This window comes from Sediminispirochaeta bajacaliforniensis DSM 16054 (genome assembly GCF_000378205.1).
GTDB lineage: Bacteria > Spirochaetota > Spirochaetia > DSM-16054 > Sediminispirochaetaceae > Sediminispirochaeta > Sediminispirochaeta bajacaliforniensis.
This window is the reverse complement of sequence record NZ_KB899413.1, coordinates 119,558-142,133: the sequence shown is the minus strand read 5'-3', so window position 1 is coordinate 142,133 and position 22,576 is coordinate 119,558. Positions and strand designations below refer to the sequence as shown.

Below are 22,576 nucleotides of genomic sequence, written 5' to 3'. Positions count from 1 at the left end.
CGTGTGATGGGCGATGAAGAAGTATTTGTCGATGAAGAAATAGGCGGCGGCGATGCCGGAGGCGGTGGAAAGCCGGGCTTTGTTCCCGCAGCTATTCTCAAAATTCTCAAATGGGTAGCCCTCGGGCTTGCAGCCATCATCTTTATCGTAACCGTTGTGTTCATTACCGTCAGCGTCATGACCAAGGGGCCGAAGGCCGAGGCCTATCCGTCCCCCTCCGAGGCGTACCAGCAGGTTCAGCCGATTTTGCAGTGGTACGATGTAGGTGAAATCCGTACCCGGACAAGCGATGAAAATCCTGCGACGGTTATTGTCTCCATCAAGCTTGGTTATGACATGGACAATAAAAACGCTCAGAACGAGATCAACCAGCGCCGCGAGCAGATTGTAGATCAGACACGCTACTTTTTTTCCAGGAAGCTGGAAGCGGAGTTGAACGCCAACTACGAGCCGCAGCTGAAGAACGAATTGAAAGAGATGATCAACAAGATGATGGATAAACCCTATGTGAAGGATGTGGTGTTCCTCTCCTTCAATGTCATGGAGTTTTAGGAAGGGCGAATGAACGAGGTTCTCTCCCAGGACGAAATTGATCAGCTGCTCACCGCCATCTCGAGCGGAGAGATTGAGACCGAATCGGTTACTCAGGTCCAGGATCAGCGCAAGATCAAGATCTACGATTTCAAACGTCCTGATAAATTTTCCAAGGAGCAGATCCGTACGGTCTCCATCATGCACGAGACCTTTGCCCGTTTGACAACTACTGCGCTTTCGGCCCAGCTTCGAAGTATGGTCCATGTCCATGTTGCTTCGGTAGATCAGCTTACCTACGAGGAGTTTATTCGCTCCATCCCAAACCCAACTACCCTCGGGATTATCAATATGGACCCGTTGAAGGGGTCGGCGGTGCTGGAGATCGATCCTGCAATCACTTTTTCGGTGATCGACCGCCTCATGGGCGGCCAGGGCGAAGGAAGCAAGGTAAATCGTGATCTTACCGATATTGAGCAGACGGTAATGGAAGGAATCATTGTTCGGATACTGGGAAACCTGCGGGAAGCGTGGAGTCAGGTGATCGACCTCCGTCCCCGTCTGGGACAAATCGAAACGAATCCGCAGTTTGCCCAGATTGTGCCCCCCACGGAGATGGTTGTCCTTGTTACCCTTGAGACGAAGGTGGGTGAGGTGGAAGGTATGATGAACTTCTGTATTCCCTACCTGACCATTGAGCCGATCATTTCGAAACTGTCGGCCCAGTATATGTACTCTTCGGTTCGCAGTGGCGCCACCACCGAGAACCTCAATATATTAAAAGATCGCCTTTCGACCGTGGCCATCCCGGTGGTCGCCGAGATCGGCGAAATGAATCTTACCGTACGGGATGTCTTGAGTCTTCGGGCGGGAGATGTCATCCGGCTGCCGGATATACGGGTAGGGGATCCGATGACCATCAAAATCGGAAACCGAAAGAAGTTTGAGTGCCGCCCCGGCCTTGTCGGGAACAAGGTTGCGGTACAGATAGTGCACAGACTCGAGGAACTCGGCAAGGAAGAGTTCGAAGAGCTTGTAGCCGAGGAAGGGGAATAGCATGAGCGACGGCTCTCTCTCACAAGACGAAATTGATGCTCTGCTTCAGGGCGGAGGAATGGACTTCGGTGCTGCGGACAGCGGGGCCGATCAGGGGCTTTCGCCTCAGGAGAGGAACCGCTTTGCGGAATTGCTTGGCGGAATCGTGGGCCCCCAGGCCTCTAATCTCTCGGGAATGATCGATGAGAATGTCGACCTCAAGGCCCCGAAGGTAGAGGTACTCTCTCCCGGCGAGGCGGGTTCCGGCCTTCCTGATCGGCTTGTCGAGATTAAGATTGATTATAGCGACGGTATTTCCGGGGAGCATTCCTATCTCATTCCGGAGGACATTGCCGTTCAGATAGCCGGAAAGATGATGGGCCAGGAGGGGGTCGAACTCAATGAGGCGGCCTTATCTGCCATTGAGGAGGCTGGTAACACCCTTGCCGGTTCCGCGGCCACGGTGATCGGGGATTCCATCGGTAAAACCGTAATGAATGCTCCCGGTGATACCAAACTGATTGATTCGTCCGATATTCGTGTTCCGGCAGGTTCATCGCTGGTTCGTGCCAGCTATCCCCTGGTTATCGACGATACTCCGCCCAGTTATCTCTACGAGATTTTTTCCGTTGGTGCCGTGCAGGAAATCCTCGGCGCATCGGGCGGGCCTGCTCAGGCCCCGCAGTCCGGCATGAATATGAACCAGCAATCTCAGGTCCAGGGCGGAGCTCCTGGGTCCATGGGCGGTGCAAACATGGGGAATATGGGTATGAATAATATGGGCATGGGTGCCATGCCCGGTTACGGAGGCGGTCAGGGAATGTACAACCAGGCCAATGTGCAGCCTGTGCAGTTTCCTCCGCTGAATCCCCAGATGGTAAGCGGCGAACAGGGTAATATCGGTTTGCTGATGGATGTTTACATGGAGATGACCGTTGAGTTGGGAAGGACAAAACGGCTCATCAAAGATATCCTGGGGATGGGAGAGGGAACCATCATCGAACTTGATAAGCTTGCCGGTGAACCGGTAGATATATTGGTAAATCATAAATTAATCGCCAAGGGAGAGGTCGTCGTCATCGACGAAAACTTCGGCGTTCGTGTTACGGAGATCGTTTCGCCCATGGATAGGGTGGAGGGGTTTTCGTGATGCGTTAGATTCATCGACAAGCCGCATCGAACGGGGAACGATGCGGCAAACGGGAGGGGAATAGATGAATTGGACACTCAAAGGGGTGGTCCTGGCTCTTATCTTTTGTACAGCCATGATAGCGCCCTTTACTCTTTTTTCTCAGGAATCGGAAGATACTCAGCCGCTAAACGCTCAGGAGAATGTACCGGTCGACGAACAGGACTTGGTTGTCAATGATGCCCAGCAGCCTGCCGTTCAGCTGGAAAGTGAGCTGACGACTTTTTCGGTCTGGGATTTTCTTCGGATGGTGCTGGTCCTTGCCGCCGTCATAGCCGTTATCTATGTTCTTTTTCTCTTTCTCAAGCGAATCGGTAATCCGAAGAGCGGGGGCGGTGAATTGATTACGCTTCTTGCAAGCCAGCCACTTTCCGGTAGCCGTGCACTTCATCTTGTCGGTGTCGGAAACGAGGTCTTTCTTATCGGTTCCGCCGATGGCGGTGTGAGTCTTGTTTCCAAGGTGGAAGACAAAGAAACCCTTGATCGCATAGCTCTCTTCGAGTCCGGCAGAAAGGCAGACGGGAAGAGCTTTGCCGGTACCTTTCGTTCAATTTTCGGTGATGCAGCCCGGGGAAACGGTGGAGATTCCGGGGCCCTTTTCCTTCAAAAACAGCGGGACCGGTTGAAAAAGCTATGAAAAAGCGCATAACGGTTATTCTTCTGTTTTTACTTTTCGTTGTCGGCGGTAGCTCCTTTGCACAAGAGCGGCCTACCGAACGTAGCGACAACGGCATTACCGTTCCCTTTATCGATCTTACGGTTCGCGAACCACAGAGCAATCAGGAGGTGGCCCTCTCGATACAGCTTCTGCTTTTGCTTGCGGTCATTACCCTTTCCCCTTCGATCATCATTCTTACCACCTGCTTTCTTCGCATCGCCATTGTTTTCGATTTTATAAAGCGAAGCCTCTCTCTTCAGCAGGTGCCTCCAAATCAGGTAATGATGGGGGTGGCGATTTTTTTGACGATATTCATCATGTGGCCGACGGGAGAACAGATATATCAAAACTCCTTTCGTCCCTTCGCCGATGGCGAGATCGGCATCCGGGAGATGTACGATGAGGCTGCTGCGCCTTTGCGACTCTTTATGTATCGCCAGATGGACGGTGATCATGAGAATATTCAGCTCTTTATGCGTATGCGGGGATTAGGAAAACCGGAAAATTTCTCCCAGGTTCCCACCTACGTTCTTATTCCCAGCTTTGTGCTTCATGAACTGACCGTAGCCTTTAAGATCGGCATATTGCTGTTTGTTCCGTTTATCATCATCGATATGGTGGTTGCCTCGACCCTTATGTCCATGGGTATGATTATGTTGCCGCCGGTCATGATTTCTTTGCCGTTTAAGTTGATCCTTTTCGTGCTTGTCGACGGATGGGATCTTATTACACAGCAATTGATCCTCAGTTTTAAATAGGGAGGTGAAAGGTGTCGTTGGGTTTTGCAATAGAGCTTATTCGAAGTGCTGTTTTTCAGATTTTGGTGCTCTCCGGTCCCGTTCTTCTGATCGGGGTCGGGGTCGGTCTCATCATTTCCATTTTTCAGGCGACGACCTCGATTCAGGAACAAACCCTCACCTTTGTGCCGAAGATCGCCGCTATTCTGCTGGCGCTCGCTGTTTTCGGTCCCTGGATGCTTCAGACACTCAAAACCTTTACCATAGATTTGTTTATGGTGATCCCCAGGATAGGAGGATAGTGTAAGCCTTGAATATCGATGCCCTGACCGGTAGTGCACAGCTTCTTCTCCTTCTCTTCGCCCGCATATTTGCAATGCTGGCGGTTGCCCCTGTCATGTCCAGCAGCACCGTTCCCGGAGTCGTTCGCGTGGTTTTGGCACTCCTTTCTTCGATTATCATCTACCCATGGGTGGCAGAAGCCGGTTATCCTGTTCCCGAGGCTGCTCTCCAATACGCTATGCTCCTTTTGGGAGAGGCCCTTATCGGGGTGGTAATCGGATTTATGATGACGGTGATTTTTACCATTTTTCTGGTTGCCGGTCAGTTTTTCTCATTTCAGATGGGCTTCGGGGCGAGCGAGGTTTACGATCCCCTCGCTCAGGTGGAAATCCCGTTGATGGGGCAATTCCTCAATTTGGTTGCCATGCTTGTCTTTCTTATCAACGACGGCCTGCGAAAGCTCTTCCTCTACGGTGTACTCGGCTCATTTCACTCTCTTCGCGCCTGGGACCTATTGGAACGCCGCCAGCAATTCGCCACCCTTGCTGTCCGGTCAATGGTTGATCTTTTCCGCCAGGCGATGATCATCAGTTTCCCTATTCTCGGAACGATGTTGCTTGTTTCTGTGGCCCTCGGCCTTCTTGCAAAGGCTGCCCCGCAAATGAATCTGCTTATGCTCGGTTTCCCTCTGAAAATCGCCATTGCCTTTTTTATGATGTTCGTTACCATGCCCTTTCTTATGGAGGCCTTCGGGAAGATGATCGATGCCGGTTTTGTCGAGATAGCCGGGTTTCTGACGGGCGTTGTGCCACAAGCAGGGGGGCTATGATGGAAGTATTGTTGCGTCCTTTTGGTACCCCATTCGCCGAATCCCGCTGGAATATCGATCTTCAGTGGTTTGCCGCCGAGGATGAAGGGCGTACCGAGGATCCTACCGAGCAGAAAATCAGAAAGGCACGGGAAGAGGGGAAGGTCGCCAAAAGTGCTGAATTTACCTCCTCCCTGGTCCTTCTCTTTCCCATTGTCGCCCTCGGTATTTTGGCGCCTCGCATGTTCGGTACCATGGAGGAGATGCTCCGTTATTACCTTTCGCTTCTCTCCGAAGGTACCCTGGCTGCTGAACAGGTTTGGGCCTTTTTCCGATATTTCATTCGGCTTGTGGCTCCCGTTGCCGGCGTCGCCGTTGCCGCCGCTCTTTTCGGTAATGTCATTCAGGTCGGCTTTCTCTTTACCTCAAAGCCGATTACTCCCGATTTTTCAAAGATTGTGCCACGTTTCGGAAAATTCATTCAAAGGAGTTTCCTCTCCGGTGAGGCGCTTTTCAATTTGATGAAATCTATTTTGAAGGTCTTGATTATCGGGATCATCGCCTATATCAACATAAGAAATAACCTCGATATTTTTGCCTTTTTCGTAAATGCTCCTTTTGAGGTTGCCTTTAGCACTATTGGAAGTGTCGCCTTTAAAATCTTGGTGGAATCGAGCATCGCTCTCCTGGCCCTCTCTCTTCCCGACTATCTTTTTCAAAGGCGTCAGCATCGGGAATCCCTGAAGATGACCAAGCAGGAAATAAAAGAAGAACGGAAAACCATGGAAGGAGACCCTTTGATCAAAAGCCGGCTAAAGGAGCGGATGCGTGATGTTTTAAATCGGGATATGATCAGAAAGGTACCCGAAGCGGATGTCATTATTACAAACCCGACCCACTTCGCCGTTGGCATGGAATGGGAGCGGGAGCGAATGGTTGCTCCCATGGTGATTGCCAAGGGGCAGGACAACATGGCGCAGAGGATCAAGGCCATTGCCCGAGAGCATGATGTTCCCATTGTAGAGAATAAACCCCTTGCCAGGGCACTGTACGCGGAGGTAGAGGTCGGAGAGGTCATTCCGGAACGCTACTATGAGGTTATGGCCACTATTCTTGCTGAGGTGTATCGCGTAAACGGAGGATCAAAGGTATCATGATGTTAGCAATAGATGGAGGCCTGTATGGCTGACGTACATACTATTCTCGGGAGAACCTTTCTCAACCAGCGAAGCGATATGCTTGTCGCAGCCGGTGTCATCGTTATTGTTGCGATGCTTATTATTCCCCTGCCAACGGTTCTGCTGGATCTTTTCATGAGTCTTAATCTGATGCTGAGCCTTCTGATTATCCTTATTGTCCTGTACACAAAGCGGGCTCTTGATTTTTCGGTCTTTCCGACTCTCTTATTGGTAATCACCGTCTTCGGATTGGCCCTTAACGTCAGCTCAACACGACTGATTCTGAGTCAGGGGATCGATTTCGACGGTAAGGTGGTAAAGGCCTTTGCCAGTTTTGTTACGGGAACGAGTGGAAGCGAAGGCCTTGTCATCGGGTTTATTATCTTTATCATCATCATCGCCGTTCAGTTTATCGTCATCACCAAAGGGGCCACGCGGGTTGCCGAGGTAGCGGCCCGTTTTACCCTGGATGCTCTTCCCGGAAAACAGATGGCCATCGAAGCTGCCTATAATTCCGGTTCTTTGACAGAGGAAGAGGCCTCGCGGCAAAAGAACGATCTGCAGCGGGAGGTCGACTTCTACGGAGCCATGGACGGTGCCAGTAAATTTGTCTCTGGCAATGTCAAGGTTGGTATCCTCATCACTTCCATCAATGTTATCGGTGGCCTTATTGTGGGGACGACGATCCATGGCGAGCCGCTGGGCCAGGCCGCGAGTACCTATGTTTCCCTCACCATCGGTGATGGCCTTGTCAGCCAATTCCCGGCCCTCCTTATCTCAACGGCCACCGGTCTGATTGTTACGAGGGCCATAAGCGACGGGACATTTGGAAGCGATATCTCAAAACAGTTTACCCAGCAAAGCAAGATTTACTGGATTGCCGCGGTTTCTCTGGCCGTCCTGGCCTTGCTGCCCGGTTTTCCCTGGTATATTATGCTTCCCTTAAGTTTTCTTTCCGGCTTGCTTGCCTATCGTCTCGGCCGTAAGGAAATGAAGCAGTTTGAGGCCCAGAAAAGCGCCGAGGCGCAAACCCCCGAACGTTCTGCTCCCGCAGAGATGAGCCCCGTGGTACCTCTTGATCCGTTGAGCCTTGAACTCGGTTACGGCTTGATTCCCTTGGTCGATAAGGACCAGGGTGCCGAACTTCTGGACAGAATCACCCGAATTAGGCGGGAGGCAGCCCTTGAGCTGGGACTTGTGGTGCCGAGGATCCGAATCATCGATAATATGCGCCTGGAACCCAACGAGTATTGCGTCAAGATAAAGGGTGTGGAAGTGGGGCGGGGTAGTATCCGTGTGGGACACTTCCTTGCCATCAATCCCGGAACCGCAGCAGAAGAGATTCCGGGTGAGGCGACAAAAGATCCTACCTTTGGGCTCCCTGCACTCTGGATTAACGAACAGGACCGGGATGATGCCGAGCGGGCCGGCTACACAGTAGTGGATGGCCCCTCGATTGTTGCCACTCACCTGACCGAGGTGATTAAAAAGCATGCCTTCGAAATGCTGGGACGGCAGGAGGTGAAATCGATCCTGGATACCCTTCGGGAAGATTTTCCCGCTGTTGTCGATGAGGTCTCCAAGGCTCTTAGCCTTGGAGAGATTCAGAAGGTGTTGCAGGGATTATTGATCGAACAGGTTTCTATTCGTAATATGGTACCCATACTTGAAACCCTGGCCGATTTCGGTCCCGTTTCAAAAGAGACCTCTTTTCTTGTGGAAAAGACCAGACAAACCTTGGGACGCCAGATATGTCTCCAATATGCAGGAGAAGAGCGGGTCCTCAGGGTTTTGACCATCGCACCTGCTCTTGAGCAGATGATTGTCGATGCCCGAGTCGATACGGCATCGGGCCCTGTTGCGGCCTTGGAGCCGGGAATATATAGACAATGGATACGGGCCGTTACCAATGGCATTCACACAGTCCAGCAACAGGGCGTTTTCCCTGTCATTCTTTGTTCAGAGGCTGCAAGACTACTGGTAAAGAAAAGTATTCAGCGGGAGCTGTCCGAGATAGCGGTGCTTTCTGTTCCTGAAATAGCCGCCGACATCGATACCGAAGGGGTCGGTGAAATCAACCTGGATGAAGAATGAGAGCCCAAAGGAGCGAAAACGATGCAGTACTTTACTGAACAAGCTTACACCCACCAGGAAGTACTTCGAAAGATTCGGGAAAAGTACGGAGAAAGGGCTAAAATTTTGACCCAGCGCTCCATACGTATGGGGGGATTCCTCGGTATGTTCAGCAAGGAGGGGGTAGAGATGAGCGGCTATATTGCCCAGGATCCCGGACCTCGCCCGAAAAAGAGTGATCTTGCGGATGAGAAGAAAAAGATCCTCGAAAGTGTCAGGGGCGAGAAAACCCTTCAACAGCTGCTCGATGAGGTTCGAGGTCTGCGTGAAAAGATTGAGGAGGGACCCTATCCCGTCAAAGCTGAAAAGCATCAGTCGATCGAGAAAATCGAACGGCTTCTTTCCGAAAATGAATTTACCTACACCTATATCACGGCCATGGTAGAACGACTTCGAAAGGAGCTTTCCGTTGACCAGCTGGAGGATTTTCAGCTTGTGCAGGACAAGGTCCTCGGATGGATCATGGATACGATTTTACTCGCCCCCCGTACGGGCCAGGATGGACCGCAGGTTATGATCCTCATCGGCCCGACCGGCGTCGGAAAGACCACCACCATTGCAAAGATGGCGGCGATCCACAGCCTCGGGACGAAGGGAGAGAAGCAGAAATCGGTCAGACTCATTACCATCGACAATTATCGAATCGGTGCCAGGCAGCAGATCGAGACCTACGGGGATATCATGGGGGTGCCTGTTTCCTGTGTCGAAACCTATCAGGAGCTGCAGAAACAGGTTCTGATCTACAAAGATACCGACCTGGTGCTGGTGGATACCATCGGTAAGAGCCCGAAGGATTATGTCAACCTTGCGAAAATGCGGGAGATGCTCTCTGCCTGCGGAACTCGTGCCGAGGTTCATCTTGCCTTAAGCGCCACCACCAAGGCCAGCGACGTAAAAGATATTCTTGCTCAGTTCGAGCCCTTCGGATATTCGTCCGTAGTGCTTACAAAGCTTGACGAAACAATGCGCATAGGCAATATCATAAGTTCGCTCTATGAGAAGCGGAAAATACTTTCCTATATTACCAACGGACAATCGGTCCCGGAGGATATTTTGCAGGCCGATCGAATGGTCCTGCTGAAGACCCTCGAGGGATTTGATCTGCGGGAGACCTTCATCAGAAAGGAAGAAGAGGAAGGAATTACCGAAGTCGAGCAGCGTTATCTTAGCGGAAAGGAATGGAGATAAGCATGGCGGATCAGGCTCAGCAGTTGCGGGAAATGATGAAGGGGCGGGAAGAGGCTCCTGTACAAGAAAAGAAAAATACACGGATTATTGCCGTAACCAGCGGGAAAGGCGGGGTGGGAAAGACCAATATGTCGGTCAATATTGCCATTGCCTATGCCCAGCTGGGAAAAAGGGTCATCGTGATGGATGCCGACCTGGGCTTGGCGAATGTCAACGTTGCCTTGGGCATCATCCCAAAATACAACCTCTATCACGTGATTCGGAAGCAGAAACGGCTCGAGGATATTATCCTTGATACGGAATACGGAATCAGCTTTGTTGCCGGAGCATCGGGCTTTTCCAAGATTGCAAACCTCACGGCGGAAGAGCGGGAAAGTTTCGTCATGGAACTTGCTTCCTTATCATCGGCTGATGTTATTATCATCGATACGAGTGCGGGTGTCTCGGCAAACGTGCTTTCGTTTGTGGCTGCAGCCGATGATGCAATCATCGTTACGACTCCCGAACCTACAGCAATTACCGATGCCTACGGCATCATCAAAATCATCGCCACGGAGATCGACAGTCTGAATCTGGGACTTAAGCTGATAGTGAATCGGGTGAAGAGCGTTACCGAAGGGAAAAAGGTTGCCGAACGGGTTATCAACATCGCCGGGCAGTTTCTTAATCTGAAGGTCGATTATCTCGGTTACGTCTACGACGACCTTTCGGTGCCGCAATCGGTACTGAAACAACGCCCGTTTATGGTGAACGAACCGAACGGAAAGGCCGCCATCTGTGTGAAACATATTGTTTCCCGGCTGGAAAAGGTAGAATACAAGGAAGGCGGCGGAGTCGGCCGTTTCATCCGTCGTCTGATCGGAAGGATGTAGCTTGACGCTTGCGGCTGCTTGTCCTAAGCTGAGATGAGGAGGGGAATTATTGTCATGGACGGACTGAAATTTGCCTACATACCTGCGGCAGCCGCCTTTGCTCTTTCCCTTCTTACCGGTATCTTGTTCGGGGTCGGTTTCTTGGCTCTTTTGTTACGGGCGATAGGTTTCGGTCTGCTATTTGCAGCCGCCGGTTTCGGGGTTCGTTCTCTGTTCGTCCGTTTCCTGCCCGAGTTGTTTGAAGCCAACCGGGGTGATGAAGAGGATGGTATGATTGCGGATGCAGCTCCTGCGGCCGATGCGGAACGTGACCAGCAAGAGCGTATGGTAGATATTGTTGTCGAGGATGACGACGATTCGACCTCTTCCATCTACAGGAGTGAACAAGAAAAGGAGCAGGACTCTTTTGTCGATACGAATGGCGATGACGAAGGAGACGATGATATGGGAACGCTCGAGGCTGTCTCGGATGATGAAGATGAAGGAAGCTTGCCCGACCTGGATTCCTTTAGCGATTCGTTTCAGTCGGTTGCGGCAAGTCAGGAAGAGGTTGAGAACCAGGGAAGCGCATCACCTGGTTCCGAAGTCGATTTTCTTGGTACCAGTCATGATCCTGCAACGGTGGCAAAGGCGGTAAGGACATTTATGAAAAAAGATCAGGAAGGGTAATATATGGGGGATCAGTTATTGGAAGAGAAGACGGAAGCCGAGCTCTGGGAGCTCTACCGGAACACCCGTGATCCTAAAATCCGGGATCGCTTCATCGAACAATACTCTCCGCTGGTCAAGTATGTGGCCGGAAAAGTGGCGATCGGAATGCCTCAGAACGTTGAATTCGACGATCTTGTCGGATTCGGAGTTTTTGGGCTCTTCGATGCCATTGAGAAATTCGACCCTGAGAAGCATGTAAAGTTCAAAACCTATGCGGTTACGAGAATCAGGGGTGCCATCTACGATGAGCTCCGAAGCATCGACTGGGTCCCCAGATCGGTACGTCAGAAAGCGCGGGAGATCGAAGAAACCATTCATCGACTTGAGGCCTCTCTCGGGCGGGCTGCCTCCGATAAGGAAATTGCCGATGAGCTGGGGATCAGTGTCGGAGACTTTCAGAAACTGATGCTCAAGATAAGCGGTACTTCAGTCCTTTCTCTCAATGATGTCTGGTATACCGGAGATGAGAATGATACGGTTGCCATCGTAGACGGTATAGAGAGCCCCCAAAGCTTGAATCCTGATATCATCATTGAGAAAGAAGAAATTCGAAGGGTTATTGTTCAGGCGATCAGCGAACTTCCCGAAAAAGAAAAAAAGGTGCTGGTCCTGTATTACTATGAAGACTTGACCTTGAAGGAGATCGGAAAGGTCCTGGATGTCACGGAGTCGCGGGTGAGCCAACTCCATACAAAGGCCATCATGCGTCTTCGCTCAAAACTGACCAACATGAAAAAGGGGATCTATTGACCCCGGGAGAGATCAAGTGGTCGAGTTGAAAGAGATTCGCGAATACATGAAGGCTCAAGCTGATGAAGATCGTAATCGGCGTTGGGTACAGACTGAAGGAGAGGATCTCGAAGATGCCCTTAGACAGGCTGCCATAGAGCTGGGGGTTCCTGTCAAAAAACTTGAGTATGAGATTCGTGATCAGGGGAAACGTGGGCTCTTCGGCCTGGGAAAAGGTCATTGTGTTGTCGTTGCATATCCAATGGTCGAACAGGTTGAAGAGACGGAGGGGGCGGATTTACTTTCCATGGATCTCGGCCTTGGGGATAAGCAAGAGGTAAAAGACCGGGACGGTGCCGTCGTGGTCCAACTCCGTCCCGAAGGGGCTTTTCTCAAGGTGCTTCCACCTGTCGGTTCCGGTGTTGCGATCAGCGAGAAAGCGGCAGTTGATGCCCTTACAGGCAGGGTTGTTCACGATTTTGACCGGTCTATGGTAAAGCGGGTTGTAAAACAGGCGGACGGGGAGTTTATCAAGGTCGGAGAGTTTATCTACAATCCCGCCGCCGATGCAATGCTTTCGGTCGATATAACCGACTTCGATATGAAGGCTTTTATTGTTGCGAAACCCCCTTCTCCCGGAGGGGCCGACCTCAATTTCGATAGTATCATAAGTGCACTAAAAAATAACGGTGTCGTACACGGAATCGATGAAGATGCGGTTTGCGATTTTGAGACCGATCCCCGCTATGGAGAACCTTTTCTTGTTGCCTCCGGTACGAAACCGAAAAATGGGGATGACGCCAGGATTATCTACAACTTTGAAGTGGACCGTTCCAAGATCCGCCTTAAAGAGAAGAATGGAAAGGTTGATTTCAAAGAAACCAACCTTGTTCAGAATGTGGTTGAAGGCCAGGCCCTTGCAAAGAAGATACCGGCTGGGGAGGGGCAGTCCGGACGCACCGTTTCCGGCAAGCTCTTACCGGCGAAGGACGGAAAGGATGTCCAGATCGGTATCGGAAAGAACACCAGGTTATCGGAGGACGGTCTTACCGCCATTGCCTCTATCAACGGGCAGGTGATGCTTCAAAACGAAAAGATCAACGTCGAACCTGTCTATGTCGTTCCCGGCGATGTCAATTTAAAAACCGGTGGAAACGTCATATTCCTCGGAACGGTGATGGTGAAGGGAAATGTCGACGACGGTTTTAAGGTGAAAGCCGCCGGCAATATCGAGGTCCTCGGCAATGTGGGTAAGTGCGAGCTTGATGCCGAGGGTGATGTGATTGTTCATCAGGGAATTCTCGGTAAAGGTGGCGGTAAGGTTGTCGCAGGAAAAGGGGTATGGGCGAAATTTATTGAGAACGCAAATGTCGAAGCAGGGGAACTGGTGGTTGCCAGCGACGGGATCATCAACAGTTCCGTTGAGGCTGTCCAACGGATTATTTGTCAGGGAAAACGGGCGACCATTGTCGGCGGCCGCCTTCGTTCCGCCGAAGAGATTGCAGCAAAAACCCTTGGTTCGGTTTCCGGATCGGAGACGATTCTTGAAGTTGGCTTCGATCCCAAAAGCAAGGAAAAGCTTGTGCGTTTGAATGAAAAACGAAACGATATAGAAAAACAGCTTGACGACCTCGGCCGGAATATCACCACCCTTGAGACCTTGAAGAAGCAACGGAAAAAAGAGCTTTCGGAAGAAAAGGAAAAATATCTCCAGGATCTGTTGAAGCAACGGCGGATTCTTCAGCAAGAAAAAAACACCCTTTCCGAGGAGATCGAAGAGCTTCAGAACTATCTTTCCAGCCTAAAGGTGCGGGGAAAGATATCGGCAAGCGATCGTATTTTCCCTGGGGTAAAGATTGTCATCAAGGATGCTACGCTCGAAACAAAGAGTGAGTATAAAGCCACTACCTTCATCAATGAGGGGAATCTTGTGAAGGTAACGAAGTATGAGGAACCGGAGGAGGATTACTCCCAAAAACGGTAATGTCGATTCAACCTATTGACCTACAAACCCTATTTGCCCATCTCCACAGTGTCGGTAAAGAGCAGGCGATTTTAAAGGATGCCGCCGTTTTGCAGCAGGAAGCCCAGGGGTCGGAGCTCGTTAAAGAGACGCAACATCGGGACAAGAGTGTCAATGAAGCCGGAGAGATGGAAGACGGCACCGGGAAGGTGGAGGACAGGAAAAATCGTAATCCCCATTCCGGAGAGGAGAAATCCAAAAAGAAGAATCAGGAAGAGGAAAACGATGGGGAAGGACGACAAATATATGAGGATCCGGATATCGGAAACAATATCGATATAAGCGGGTGATGAAAAAATGCTTGTTACCGCTATCGCCTTAAGTGTTGCCATTAATATTATTCTTATGGCCTTTGCTTATATAAGACTCTCTAAGGAGATTGGACGAAGACGAAAAAGCGATTCCCTGTTGCGGGAGATCAGGGAGGAGGCGGAAGAGATCGTCCGTGAAATCAATCAGGTTACCGATCGGAATGTCGGTTTAATCGAGGATAGCATACGCCGCCTCACTGAAAAACTCTCTGATGCTGATAAAAGAATTACGCTCCTCGGAAAAGCGGCCGAAAATAAAGAGAAGGAGCGAATAACCTATTCTCATCTGCGTCGCCCCCTTACGGAGATGCAGAACCCATTACCTGATTTTGATCAGATGAGGGGAGATGAAAAAGAGAGTTCTGCGAAACAGAAGCAGGAAACACAGCCTCCCCTTCGGGAGCGAGTTCTTGAGATGAGCCGAAACGGCTTTTCCAGTCAGGTTATTGCTCAGAAAACCGGTGCTACCGTTGGTGAGGTGGAACTTATGATCAATCTTTCCAGCGGCAGGGAAGAGGTAGAGCATGGTAATCGGTATTGACCTTGGAACGACGAATTCTGCAGCAGCCTTTCTCGAACAGGAGCAGCCCACTGTCATACCGAACGATCGGGGTAATCGTATTACCCCCTCCATTGTGGCGGTGACTGGCTCCGGTGAACTTTTAGTCGGCGAAGCGGCAAAAAATCAGGCAATGATAAACCCCGGGGGAACAGCCATCGCCGTAAAGCGAAGTATGGGAAGCACCTCTCCCCTAAAGCTTGGAAATCGGGAGATGCTGCCCGAGGTCGTCAGTGCCGAAATCCTCAGGAAACTGAAAAGCGATGCCGAGGCCTATCTTGGTGAAGAGATAAAAGAGGCGGTTATCACCGTCCCTGCCTATTTTACGGAGCCTCAGCGTCGCAAGACAAAAGAGGCCGGGCATCTTGCAGGCTTGCGAATATCGCGTATTATCAACGAACCGACCGCTGCTGCCCTGGCATATGCATCTTCGTGTGGGAAGAGCCGCAATATCATGGTATATGATCTCGGAGGCGGAACCTTTGATGTTACGATTCTTTCTTCTTCCGATGGTCACTTTCGAGTTCTTTCGAGCTGTGGCGACAACAAACTCGGAGGAATCGATTTCGACCAACTGCTTTTCCAGGAGGTGGTTCGTGACTTTTCCCGTAGGGCACCTTCCGTGGATTTTGAAGGAGATCAGACCCTTCGCCAGCAGCTGATGGAACAGGTAGAGCGGGCAAAAATCGAACTTTCCAGCCGTGAGAGTGCTTCCATTAGCCTGCCTTTTATCGGAGGAGGGGCTTCTCCATTGCATCTCTCCTTCGAGATCAGAAGAAACCGTTTTAATGAACTTATTCGTCCTTTTATCGAGAAAACCGTTTCTCTGTGTCGTCAGGCCATGGATGATGCGAAGGTCCGTCCCGACACGCTTATCCTTTCCGGCGGTTCCAGCAGGATCCCCCTGGTCAAAAGCCTTCTTGGTGAACTGACAGGGCTTCGTCCTGAAAATCGCATCAATCCGGAAGAGGTCGTTGCACTTGGTGCTGCGGTTCATGCCGGTATGATCCAGGATGGACGAAAGAGCCTCTTTCATGATGTGACTCCTCTTCCTCTCGGTGTCGAAATTGAAGGAGGAAATGTCGTTACCATCCTTGAAAAAAACAGCCCGCTTCCTGCTGTTGGCAAACAGCATTTTACCACAATCTGCGATGGACAGCGTTCTGTTGAGATTCATGTCCTCCAGGGAAACAATAAAAGGGTCGAAGCGAACACTTCTCTTGGACGATTTTTGCTCGGTGGTATTCGAAACGGTTGCAAGGGCGAACCCTTAATCGAAGTTAGTTTTCGGGTCGACGAGGATGGTATTCTCCATGCCCTTGCACGCGATGTAGATACGGGATCGCTTCAGCAAGTGACGATCAGCAGAGAACCGAATCCCTCGCCGGTTTCGGGTAATTTCGAAACAGGTGTACGGGACAAGGTCCTCCGTCTTGTCGATCGGGTGAAGCAGGGAAGGCGGCGAGCCGGTAGTGGCATCGACTCCTCTTTTCATAAAGAAATTTCCGAAATCCTCCTTGCTGCGGCAAAAGCGTGTGAAGGCAATGGAGGAAAAGAGTTGAACAGTTGTCGTATCGCTTTGGAAACAGTATTGGGCGAGATTGAGGCCATTCTTCGTGATCAGGAGCTCAAATATGGATGATAGTCGACTCTACCAAATTCTTGGCCTTCGGCGTGGGGCCAGCCAGGAAGAGATAAAATCTGCCTACAGAAGGCTCGTCAAACAGCTTCATCCCGATCTTTCTCACACCCCTGCCACAAGCGAGCAGTTTAAACGGGTAGTTCGTGCCTATAAGGTATTAAGTGTAAGGCAGGTGGAAGGCAGTTGTATACAGTTTCCCGGCGGGGGGCGTAAACGGCCCTCGCCCCGCGCCCAGACTACAAAAAAAGAGATCAATACCGATGCCCTCGGCAGAATGGTCACGGAGGCAAAAGTGCCCGAACTCCGTGCCTTTGCCGTAAAACAATTGGGTAACAGCGGTAAGCGAAGTAGCTATCAATTCATTCGAAAGGCCCTTTTTGATCCCGCCCCTCTTGTGGTACGATCGGCTGTTGATGCGGTGGGAAAGCTTGGTGTCCGGCAATGTGCCGGTGAGCTTTCCGCTGTCTTTTCCCGTTCCGATCAGGAAATACGGCTTGCCGTTTTGGATGCTGTGGGACGGATAGGGGGCGGAGGCTTTTCCACGATCATCAATCTTGCAATGCAGGATGGAAACAGAGCGGTCAGGAATCGGGCCGTTACTCTGTTCGTCGCAGGAAAAGGGGCTTAAGGAATGCAGAGTGGCGATCGCTTGTATACGACCTTTCTCGACGACGGAAAGGCCTTTTCTCAAAATATTCACCATTTATTGCTGAAGCTGAGCTCCAGACCGAACAGTGTGGAATTCCTTCGTCAGCTTCTGCGAAACACCCACTCGCTTAAATCCGAGGCCGCCTATATCGGAATTGATGAGGTCACCTCCATTGCCCATCAGATGGAAACGACCATTAATCTTGCTTTGTCAGGCAAAGAGCTCCTTTCTTCACGGAAGGTGGGTGACCTGATTTTTTCCAACGATCGCATCGGGGAGATTCTTGATTTTCTTCTATCCGGAGGCGATTCAAAGGACACTATATCCGGCCAAGGCTCACAGGATTCGGAGACGTCCCCTGTGCAGCCTTGTTCAAACGGCCCGTTCCTTTCCGGCCGAAAGGAACGGGTCAGCACTTCGATCCCGGACATCGTCGGAACGGCCCTTCCCGATTTTTCACCCTTCGAAACCAGTTTGCTGAAAGAAGCCCGTCGCCGGGGCGAAGGGCTTTACCGCCTCTTTTTGAATATTAGCCGTGAAGCGGTCATGCCTTTTGCCAAGGCTTATCTCCTTTTGAGTAACCTGGAACAGGTCTCCAATGTGATTCGCACCATTCCGCTTTTTCGTCCTGATCAGGATATCTCTGCCAATGGTGATGATTTTAGGACTCTGACCATTTTCCTTACAAGCAAGGGTGCTGTAAAGCAGCTGTATCAGGCCGTGCATATCGATCAGGTCGATTCGATCAGCCTGACGCCCGTCTCCTATGCCGCAGTGCTGGAAGGCGAGGGCGAAGAAGATGAAGGGGTGCATGGGGATATTTCGGCTACCATTAGGGTCGAACCGAGACTGCTGAATCTCCTTGCCGGTTACATTGACGAGTTGAAACTTTCACTTCATCAGCTAGAACGGCGAATCGATAGACGGAAAGAAGAACCGGAGGCAGTTGCCTCCAACCTATCGGAATTGGGTAATCTTGTGGAGGGATTGGAATCGGTCGGTAAGACCCTTTCAAAGGTTCGTCTCTCGGAACTTTTTGCCGGATATCCCGGATATGTGGCAGAGATGGCCCGGAGGCTTGGGAAAAAAATCAGGCTTGTCTTGTCCGGGGGAGAGCTTGATGTCGATCGAAGAATCGCCGAACTTCTGGGGGAGACGATTCTCCATCTTTTGAGGAACGGCGTTGATCACGGGATTGAGTTTCCCGGGGAACGCCTGAAAGCGGGCAAGGACGAAGAAGGAACGATTCGCCTTGATGTCCATCGTGGAGCTGGAGGCTTGAGCCTTTCGGTATCCGACGACGGAAGGGGGATTGATAAAGAAAAGCTTTCTGCCAGGCTTGGTGAAGATATCACCTTGGATGGGGATTCTGAGGGAACGGACGGTGGTCGGGCCAACAGACTTGCCGCACTTCTTGCCAGGCCGGGAATAACGACAAAGGATGAAGCGACGGATCTTTCCGGCCGTGGCTTTGGCTTGGATATTGTATACCGAAAGATAGGTCGCATCGAGGGAGCATATTTTGAAGCGGAGAGTGAAGATGGAAAGGGTACTATGTTTACCATTACCATACCTGGAGGGGCTTCCTTCATTACCCTGAAAATGGTACGCTGCGAGCGGTTTGTCTTGGCTGTTCCTGAACGAAGTATTCTCTCTGTCGAAGAGGCCTCGGACGGGACCTTCGGAGGGGATGCTGAAGGGCGCCTTGAGTGGAACGGCATACCGGTTTTTAGTCCCGATGGACGCCTTTTCCGAACCGATCGCCTTCCTCCTCAAGAGCTTGTTCTTATCATGCAGCACCTTGATCGTAAGGGTGCCTTTTTGGTTGACGAACTCCTCTTTACCAGAGAAGTGCCCGAAGAGCAGTTTACCCTCTTTGTGGAGGAGAGCCCGTTTCTCTACCGTAGCTCAATAGGAGGGCGTAAAAGCGGTTTCCTCTATCTTTCGCCTTCGGTTGTGGCGATCAACTAACACATCGGATGACAGGAGCATTTCATGGCCGACGACGATCGGAAGATCATCTATTCGATGGTCCGTGTCAGTAAGCGGCACGGACCCAAAACGATTCTCGACTCAATCTCCCTATCCTACTTCTACGGTGCAAAGATAGGAGTCCTTGGTCTCAATGGAGCGGGTAAAAGCTCACTCTTGAAGATTCTTGCCAGGGCCGACAAAGATTTCGATGGTCAGACCATTCTGGCTCCCGGTCTTTCCATCGGGTACCTTGAGCAGGAACCTCGGCTGAGAAAGGGCGCTTCTGTTCGTGAAATTGTTGAAGAGGGTGTCCAGGAGCTTGTTGCCCTTCTTGCCGAATATGATGCGATCAATGAGAGCTTTTCCGAACCGATGGATGATACACAGATGGAAAAAGTGCTTGCCCGCCTGGGTGAGGTTCAGGAGGCATTGGATCATCTTGATGCCTGGAATCTCGACAGCCGGCTTGAACTTGCCATGGATGCCCTTCGTTGCCCACCTCAAGATCAGATCGTTGATTCCCTTTCCGGTGGAGAACGTCGGCGCGTCGCCCTGTGTCGGCTGCTCCTTCAAAGGCCCGATATCCTTCTGCTTGATGAGCCGACAAACCATCTTGATGCAGAAACCGTTGCCTGGCTCGAACATCATCTGCAAACATATAGCGGCACCGTTATAGCGGTCACCCATGACCGCTATTTTCTTGATAATGTGGCGGGCTGGATTCTCGAATTGGACCGTGGAAAAGGAATTCCCTGGAAGGGAAACTATTCGAGTTGGCTCGAGCAAAAGAACCGACGGCTGGCTACCGAAGAAAAGCAGGAAACCAGTCGCCGAAAAACCCTTGAGCGGGAACTTGAGTGGATAAAAATGGCGCCGAAGGGGCGACATGCCAAGGGAAAAGCAAGGGTCAACGCCTACGAATCACTACTCTCCCAGGAATCCACACAGCGGGATCGTGATCTCCAAATCTACATACCGCCGGGGCCACGTTTAGGTTCCCTGGTGGTATCGGCCCAAGCCGTTTCCAAGGCGTACGGCGAAAATATTCTGGTAGAAGATATGAGCTTTTCTGTTCCGCCTGGTGCAATTGTCGGTATTGTCGGTCCGAATGGAGCAGGAAAAACAACGTTGTTTCGTATGATGACGGGCAGTGAGGTTCCCGATTCGGGAACGCTTCGTATCGGCGAGAGCGTACGTCTTGCCTATGTGGAACAGACCCGAGCCTCTCTTGACCCGGAGAAGAGTGTCTGGGAACAGATTTCTGGCGGTGAAGATGAAATTCCGCTTGGAAAGAGAAGTGTCAACAGCAGGGCCTATGTTGCTCAGTTCAACTTTCTGGGAGCGGACCAGCAGAAAAAGTTGCAGAACCTTTCCGGTGGAGAACGAAATCGGGTACAACTTGCCATGATACTTAAAAGCGGTGCCAATCTTTTACTACTCGATGAGCCTACAAACGATCTGGACGTTAATACCATGCGGGCTTTGGAGGAAGGCCTTATCGACTTCGGGGGATCGGTTATGGTGGTCAGCCATGACCGCTGGTTTCTGGACAGGATAGCGAGCCATATTCTTGCATTCGAGGGAGAAAGCAAGGTTTTCTGGTTTGAAGGTAATTACAGCGAATATGCTGCGGACCGTCGTCGCCGACTTGGTGATGATGCTCTCATTCCTCACAGGATTAAATTTCGAAAACTTACAAGGGACTGATAATGGAGAAACACGGCACAATTCATGCACTTGCTTTTGGAGAGATCCTCTGGGATATTATAGATCAAGAACCCCATATCGGCGGGGCCCCCTTCAATCTCGCCGCGCATATGGCGGCCCTCGGCGGAGAAGTCTCAATAGCTTCGGCCGTCGGCAAGGATCGCCTTGGGACTGCAGCCCTCGAAAAGGTGAAGCTCCTCGGTATTGACAATAGGTTTATCAATATTCATCCTTATCTGGCTACGGGAACGGTTCCTGTTACCCTTGATGCTCAAGGCAAACCGGAGTACGAAATCGTTGAGAACGTTGCCTGGGATGCGATAACCCTTTCGGATGCGGCTTTGGAGGCTATCTCGAATCGCAATTGGGATCTCTTTATTTTCGGTACCCTTGCCCAACGAAGCGGGCCAAATCGTCAGGTGCTCAAAGAGCTTGTGGATCACAGCAATGCACGCGAGCGCTTTTTTGATGTAAATCTCAGACTCAGCTATTATTCAGCGGAAATTCTCCATGAGTCCCTTATGCTTACCACTATTCTTAAATTGAATGACGAAGAGGTTCCCATAGTCTCCGATGCTCTGTTTTCCCGAACCATGAGGGAGGAGGAGTTTTGTAAAGCCATTTTTGATACCTTTCCCGTCCGGATGATATGTATAACCAAAGGGAAAGATGGATCGACACTCTTTGACGGAAAGGTGCGCTACGACGAGCCAATTGTTGATATCCCCGTTGTGGATACCGTGGGAGCGGGAGACAGTTTCTCGGCCGCCTTCCTGACTGCCTATCTCAAGGGGCTGAGCAAAGCAAAGGCCCTTCGCTTTGCAAGCAGACTAAGCAGTTTCGTCGCAGGCAGCAGCGGTGCCGTCCCCACATATACGGGGTGGATCCTTGATGACATCAGTGCGATGAACGATTCTCCTGGTCGAAGAGAATGAGAGCGATAAAGCGAAGGGGCGTATCTCCGTCGTTTCTAATGCTGTGACTTTCCCCGTTGCCGGTCACCACCAAATCTCCGGCTGCTATCGCTATAGGTCCGCCCCCTTCGTCGACTTCTCCTGCCCCCTCAAGAATGTAATAGTATTCGGTTTCTCCCGTGTGGGTATGTTGTCCGATAGACGAGCCGGGAGCAAGAGTCAGCTCACTGAAAAGACGTCCTCCCGGTACCTGCTCCGGTGAGAGCAAATGACGTAAAGCGACAGTACCTGCTCCGTCCCTCATGTGCTCTTTCACTTCGTTGCGCATCGACGCCTGTCTAATAATCATCCCGATTCCCTCCCAGGATAGTCAAAATTGTGTTGAAACAACTCTACCAGTTTCTCTGCCGTTTTATTTTCGTCGGGACCTTCAATGCGGATTGTTATCCTGTCACCCTGGACAAGGCCGAGGGAAAGCAATGCCATGATGCTTGTCAATTCGACCTCGACATCCTCTTTTTCCAGGATGACTTTCCCTTCGTACGGCGAGACCTCATTCATAATGACACCGGAAGGCCGAACATGAATTCCCGCCTTGTTTTGTATCACTGCAGAACGCTGAACCATAACGGAAAGTATATAAAAGTCACGAACATTTTACCAGAGCAAAGGGTAGTGTTCCGAATCCTGGTGATTCTCAGCCCCAGGCATACGAGGGAAGATAGCCAATCGGTGGATGCCACCAG

General features: G+C 51.0%; 23 protein-coding genes. 21 read left to right on the top strand and 2 right to left on the bottom strand.

Features of this window, described 5'->3' with window-relative positions; genetic code table 11:
- The first annotated feature begins 6 nt into the window (after positions 1-6).
- The 21 genes from fliL to F459_RS0109250 all read left to right on the top strand — a co-directional run bounded on the left by fliL (position 7) and on the right by F459_RS0109250 (position 21,851).
- Positions 7-552 carry a flagellar basal body-associated protein FliL gene (gene fliL, locus F459_RS0109350; RefSeq protein ID WP_013254165.1) on the top strand — a complete coding sequence of 182 codons (546 nt, stop codon included), beginning with the start codon at positions 7-9 and terminating at the stop codon, positions 550-552.
- A 9-nt stretch (positions 553-561) separates the two neighbouring features.
- Positions 562-1,587: a flagellar motor switch protein FliM gene (fliM, locus tag F459_RS0109345; protein ID WP_020612473.1), complete on the top strand. Its 1,026-nt coding sequence runs from the start codon at positions 562-564 to the stop codon at positions 1,585-1,587.
- A 1-nt stretch (position 1,588) separates the two neighbouring features.
- Entirely contained in the window at positions 1,589-2,716 is a 1,128-nt protein-coding gene (gene fliY, locus F459_RS0109340; RefSeq protein WP_020612472.1) for a flagellar motor switch phosphatase FliY, read from the top strand.
- 64 nt (positions 2,717-2,780) lie between these two features.
- A complete protein-coding gene (locus tag F459_RS0109335; RefSeq protein ID WP_020612471.1) occupies positions 2,781-3,392 on the top strand; it encodes a FliO/MopB family protein in 612 nt (203 codons plus the stop codon).
- Positions 3,389-4,171 carry a flagellar type III secretion system pore protein FliP gene (gene fliP, locus F459_RS0109330; protein ID WP_020612470.1) on the top strand — a complete coding sequence of 261 codons (783 nt, stop codon included), beginning with the start codon at positions 3,389-3,391 and terminating at the stop codon, positions 4,169-4,171. The genes F459_RS0109335 and fliP overlap by 4 nt, the downstream gene beginning before the upstream one ends.
- Positions 4,172-4,182: 11 nt before the next feature.
- Positions 4,183-4,452, top strand: coding sequence for a flagellar biosynthesis protein FliQ (gene fliQ / locus F459_RS0109325; RefSeq protein WP_020612469.1), 270 nt, complete (start codon positions 4,183-4,185; stop codon positions 4,450-4,452).
- 8 nt (positions 4,453-4,460) lie between these two features.
- Positions 4,461-5,261 (top strand): flagellar biosynthetic protein FliR, encoded by an 801-nt coding sequence (gene fliR / locus F459_RS0109320; RefSeq protein WP_020612468.1) that lies wholly within the window; start codon positions 4,461-4,463, stop codon positions 5,259-5,261.
- The gene (gene flhB, locus F459_RS0109315; protein WP_020612467.1) at positions 5,258-6,397 is read left to right on the top strand and encodes a flagellar biosynthesis protein FlhB; all 1,140 of its coding nucleotides are present in this window, start codon (positions 5,258-5,260) and stop codon (positions 6,395-6,397) included. The genes fliR and flhB overlap by 4 nt, the downstream gene beginning before the upstream one ends.
- 24 nt (positions 6,398-6,421) lie before the next feature.
- On the top strand, positions 6,422-8,512 hold the full coding sequence (gene flhA / locus F459_RS0109310) for a flagellar biosynthesis protein FlhA (protein ID WP_020612466.1): 2,091 nt from the start codon (positions 6,422-6,424) through the stop codon (positions 8,510-8,512).
- Between the two features lie 21 nt (positions 8,513-8,533).
- A complete protein-coding gene (flhF, locus tag F459_RS0109305; protein WP_020612465.1) occupies positions 8,534-9,739 on the top strand; it encodes a flagellar biosynthesis protein FlhF in 1,206 nt (401 codons plus the stop codon).
- Positions 9,740-9,741: 2 nt separating this feature from the next.
- A complete protein-coding gene (locus tag F459_RS0109300) occupies positions 9,742-10,611 on the top strand; it encodes a MinD/ParA family protein (RefSeq protein WP_020612464.1) in 870 nt (289 codons plus the stop codon).
- A 54-nt stretch (positions 10,612-10,665) separates the two neighbouring features.
- Positions 10,666-11,280 carry a hypothetical protein gene (locus F459_RS0109295; RefSeq protein WP_020612463.1) on the top strand — a complete coding sequence of 205 codons (615 nt, stop codon included), beginning with the start codon at positions 10,666-10,668 and terminating at the stop codon, positions 11,278-11,280.
- Positions 11,281-11,283: 3 nt separating this feature from the next.
- On the top strand, positions 11,284-12,072 hold the full coding sequence (gene whiG / locus F459_RS0109290; RefSeq protein ID WP_020612462.1) for an RNA polymerase sigma factor WhiG: 789 nt from the start codon (positions 11,284-11,286) through the stop codon (positions 12,070-12,072).
- 16 nt (positions 12,073-12,088) lie between these two features.
- On the top strand, positions 12,089-14,035 hold the full coding sequence (locus F459_RS0109285; protein WP_020612461.1) for a FapA family protein: 1,947 nt from the start codon (positions 12,089-12,091) through the stop codon (positions 14,033-14,035).
- Complete coding sequence (locus tag F459_RS0109280; RefSeq protein ID WP_020612460.1) at positions 14,035-14,364, top strand: hypothetical protein; 330 nt, start codon at positions 14,035-14,037, stop codon at positions 14,362-14,364. The genes F459_RS0109285 and F459_RS0109280 overlap by 1 nt, the downstream gene beginning before the upstream one ends.
- Positions 14,365-14,371: 7 nt before the next feature.
- Positions 14,372-14,926 carry a DUF6115 domain-containing protein gene (locus F459_RS0109275; protein WP_020612459.1) on the top strand — a complete coding sequence of 185 codons (555 nt, stop codon included), beginning with the start codon at positions 14,372-14,374 and terminating at the stop codon, positions 14,924-14,926.
- Complete coding sequence (locus tag F459_RS0109270; RefSeq protein WP_020612458.1) at positions 14,910-16,586, top strand: Hsp70 family protein; 1,677 nt, start codon at positions 14,910-14,912, stop codon at positions 16,584-16,586. Before F459_RS0109275 ends, F459_RS0109270 begins: the two co-directional genes overlap by 17 nt.
- On the top strand, positions 16,579-17,214 hold the full coding sequence (locus F459_RS0109265; RefSeq protein WP_020612457.1) for a DnaJ domain-containing protein: 636 nt from the start codon (positions 16,579-16,581) through the stop codon (positions 17,212-17,214). Before F459_RS0109270 ends, F459_RS0109265 begins: the two co-directional genes overlap by 8 nt.
- A gap of 3 nt (positions 17,215-17,217) precedes the next feature.
- Positions 17,218-19,206 carry a chemotaxis protein CheA gene (locus F459_RS0109260; protein ID WP_020612456.1) on the top strand — a complete coding sequence of 663 codons (1,989 nt, stop codon included), beginning with the start codon at positions 17,218-17,220 and terminating at the stop codon, positions 19,204-19,206.
- A 24-nt stretch (positions 19,207-19,230) separates the two neighbouring features.
- On the top strand, positions 19,231-20,916 hold the full coding sequence (gene ettA, locus F459_RS0109255) for an energy-dependent translational throttle protein EttA (RefSeq protein WP_020612455.1): 1,686 nt from the start codon (positions 19,231-19,233) through the stop codon (positions 20,914-20,916).
- Positions 20,917-20,918: 2 nt separating this feature from the next.
- A complete protein-coding gene (locus F459_RS0109250; protein ID WP_020612454.1) occupies positions 20,919-21,851 on the top strand; it encodes a carbohydrate kinase family protein in 933 nt (310 codons plus the stop codon).
- Here F459_RS0109250 and F459_RS0109245 read toward each other — a convergent pair.
- Together F459_RS0109245 and F459_RS23590 are read right to left on the bottom strand one after the other, a co-directional pair.
- Positions 21,814-22,179, bottom strand: coding sequence for a cupin domain-containing protein (locus tag F459_RS0109245; protein WP_020612453.1), 366 nt, complete (start codon positions 22,177-22,179; stop codon positions 21,814-21,816). The two genes, F459_RS0109250 and F459_RS0109245, sit on opposite strands and share 38 nt — an antisense overlap.
- Entirely contained in the window at positions 22,176-22,457 is a 282-nt protein-coding gene (locus tag F459_RS23590) for an HPr family phosphocarrier protein (protein WP_020612452.1), read from the bottom strand. Before F459_RS23590 ends, F459_RS0109245 begins: the two co-directional genes overlap by 4 nt.
- Between the last annotated feature and the right edge of the window lie 119 nt (positions 22,458-22,576).

Bases quoted from the DNA above. Each gene is read 5' to 3' on its own strand.
- fliL (WP_013254165.1), top strand. From the start codon at position 7: ATGGGCGATGAAGAAGTATTTGTCGATGAAGAAATAGGCGGCGGCGAT.
- fliM (WP_020612473.1), top strand. From the start codon at position 562: ATGAACGAGGTTCTCTCCCAGGACGAAATTGATCAGCTGCTCACCGCC.
- fliY (WP_020612472.1), top strand. From the start codon at position 1,589: ATGAGCGACGGCTCTCTCTCACAAGACGAAATTGATGCTCTGCTTCAG.
- F459_RS0109335 (WP_020612471.1), top strand. From the start codon at position 2,781: ATGAATTGGACACTCAAAGGGGTGGTCCTGGCTCTTATCTTTTGTACA.
- fliP (WP_020612470.1), top strand. From the start codon at position 3,389: ATGAAAAAGCGCATAACGGTTATTCTTCTGTTTTTACTTTTCGTTGTC.
- flhB (WP_020612467.1), top strand. From the start codon at position 5,258: ATGATGGAAGTATTGTTGCGTCCTTTTGGTACCCCATTCGCCGAATCC.
- flhA (WP_020612466.1), top strand. From the start codon at position 6,422: ATGGCTGACGTACATACTATTCTCGGGAGAACCTTTCTCAACCAGCGA.
- flhF (WP_020612465.1), top strand. From the start codon at position 8,534: ATGCAGTACTTTACTGAACAAGCTTACACCCACCAGGAAGTACTTCGA.
- F459_RS0109300 (WP_020612464.1), top strand. From the start codon at position 9,742: ATGGCGGATCAGGCTCAGCAGTTGCGGGAAATGATGAAGGGGCGGGAA.
- F459_RS0109295 (WP_020612463.1), top strand. From the start codon at position 10,666: ATGGACGGACTGAAATTTGCCTACATACCTGCGGCAGCCGCCTTTGCT.
- whiG (WP_020612462.1), top strand. From the start codon at position 11,284: ATGGGGGATCAGTTATTGGAAGAGAAGACGGAAGCCGAGCTCTGGGAG.
- F459_RS0109280 (WP_020612460.1), top strand. From the start codon at position 14,035: ATGTCGATTCAACCTATTGACCTACAAACCCTATTTGCCCATCTCCAC.
- F459_RS0109275 (WP_020612459.1), top strand. From the start codon at position 14,372: ATGCTTGTTACCGCTATCGCCTTAAGTGTTGCCATTAATATTATTCTT.
- F459_RS0109270 (WP_020612458.1), top strand. From the start codon at position 14,910: ATGGTAATCGGTATTGACCTTGGAACGACGAATTCTGCAGCAGCCTTT.
- F459_RS0109265 (WP_020612457.1), top strand. From the start codon at position 16,579: ATGGATGATAGTCGACTCTACCAAATTCTTGGCCTTCGGCGTGGGGCC.
- F459_RS0109260 (WP_020612456.1), top strand. From the start codon at position 17,218: ATGCAGAGTGGCGATCGCTTGTATACGACCTTTCTCGACGACGGAAAG.
- ettA (WP_020612455.1), top strand. From the start codon at position 19,231: ATGGCCGACGACGATCGGAAGATCATCTATTCGATGGTCCGTGTCAGT.
- F459_RS0109250 (WP_020612454.1), top strand. From the start codon at position 20,919: ATGGAGAAACACGGCACAATTCATGCACTTGCTTTTGGAGAGATCCTC.
- F459_RS0109245 (WP_020612453.1), bottom strand. From the start codon at position 22,179: ATGATTATTAGACAGGCGTCGATGCGCAACGAAGTGAAAGAGCACATG.
- F459_RS23590 (WP_020612452.1), bottom strand. From the start codon at position 22,457: ATGGTTCAGCGTTCTGCAGTGATACAAAACAAGGCGGGAATTCATGTT.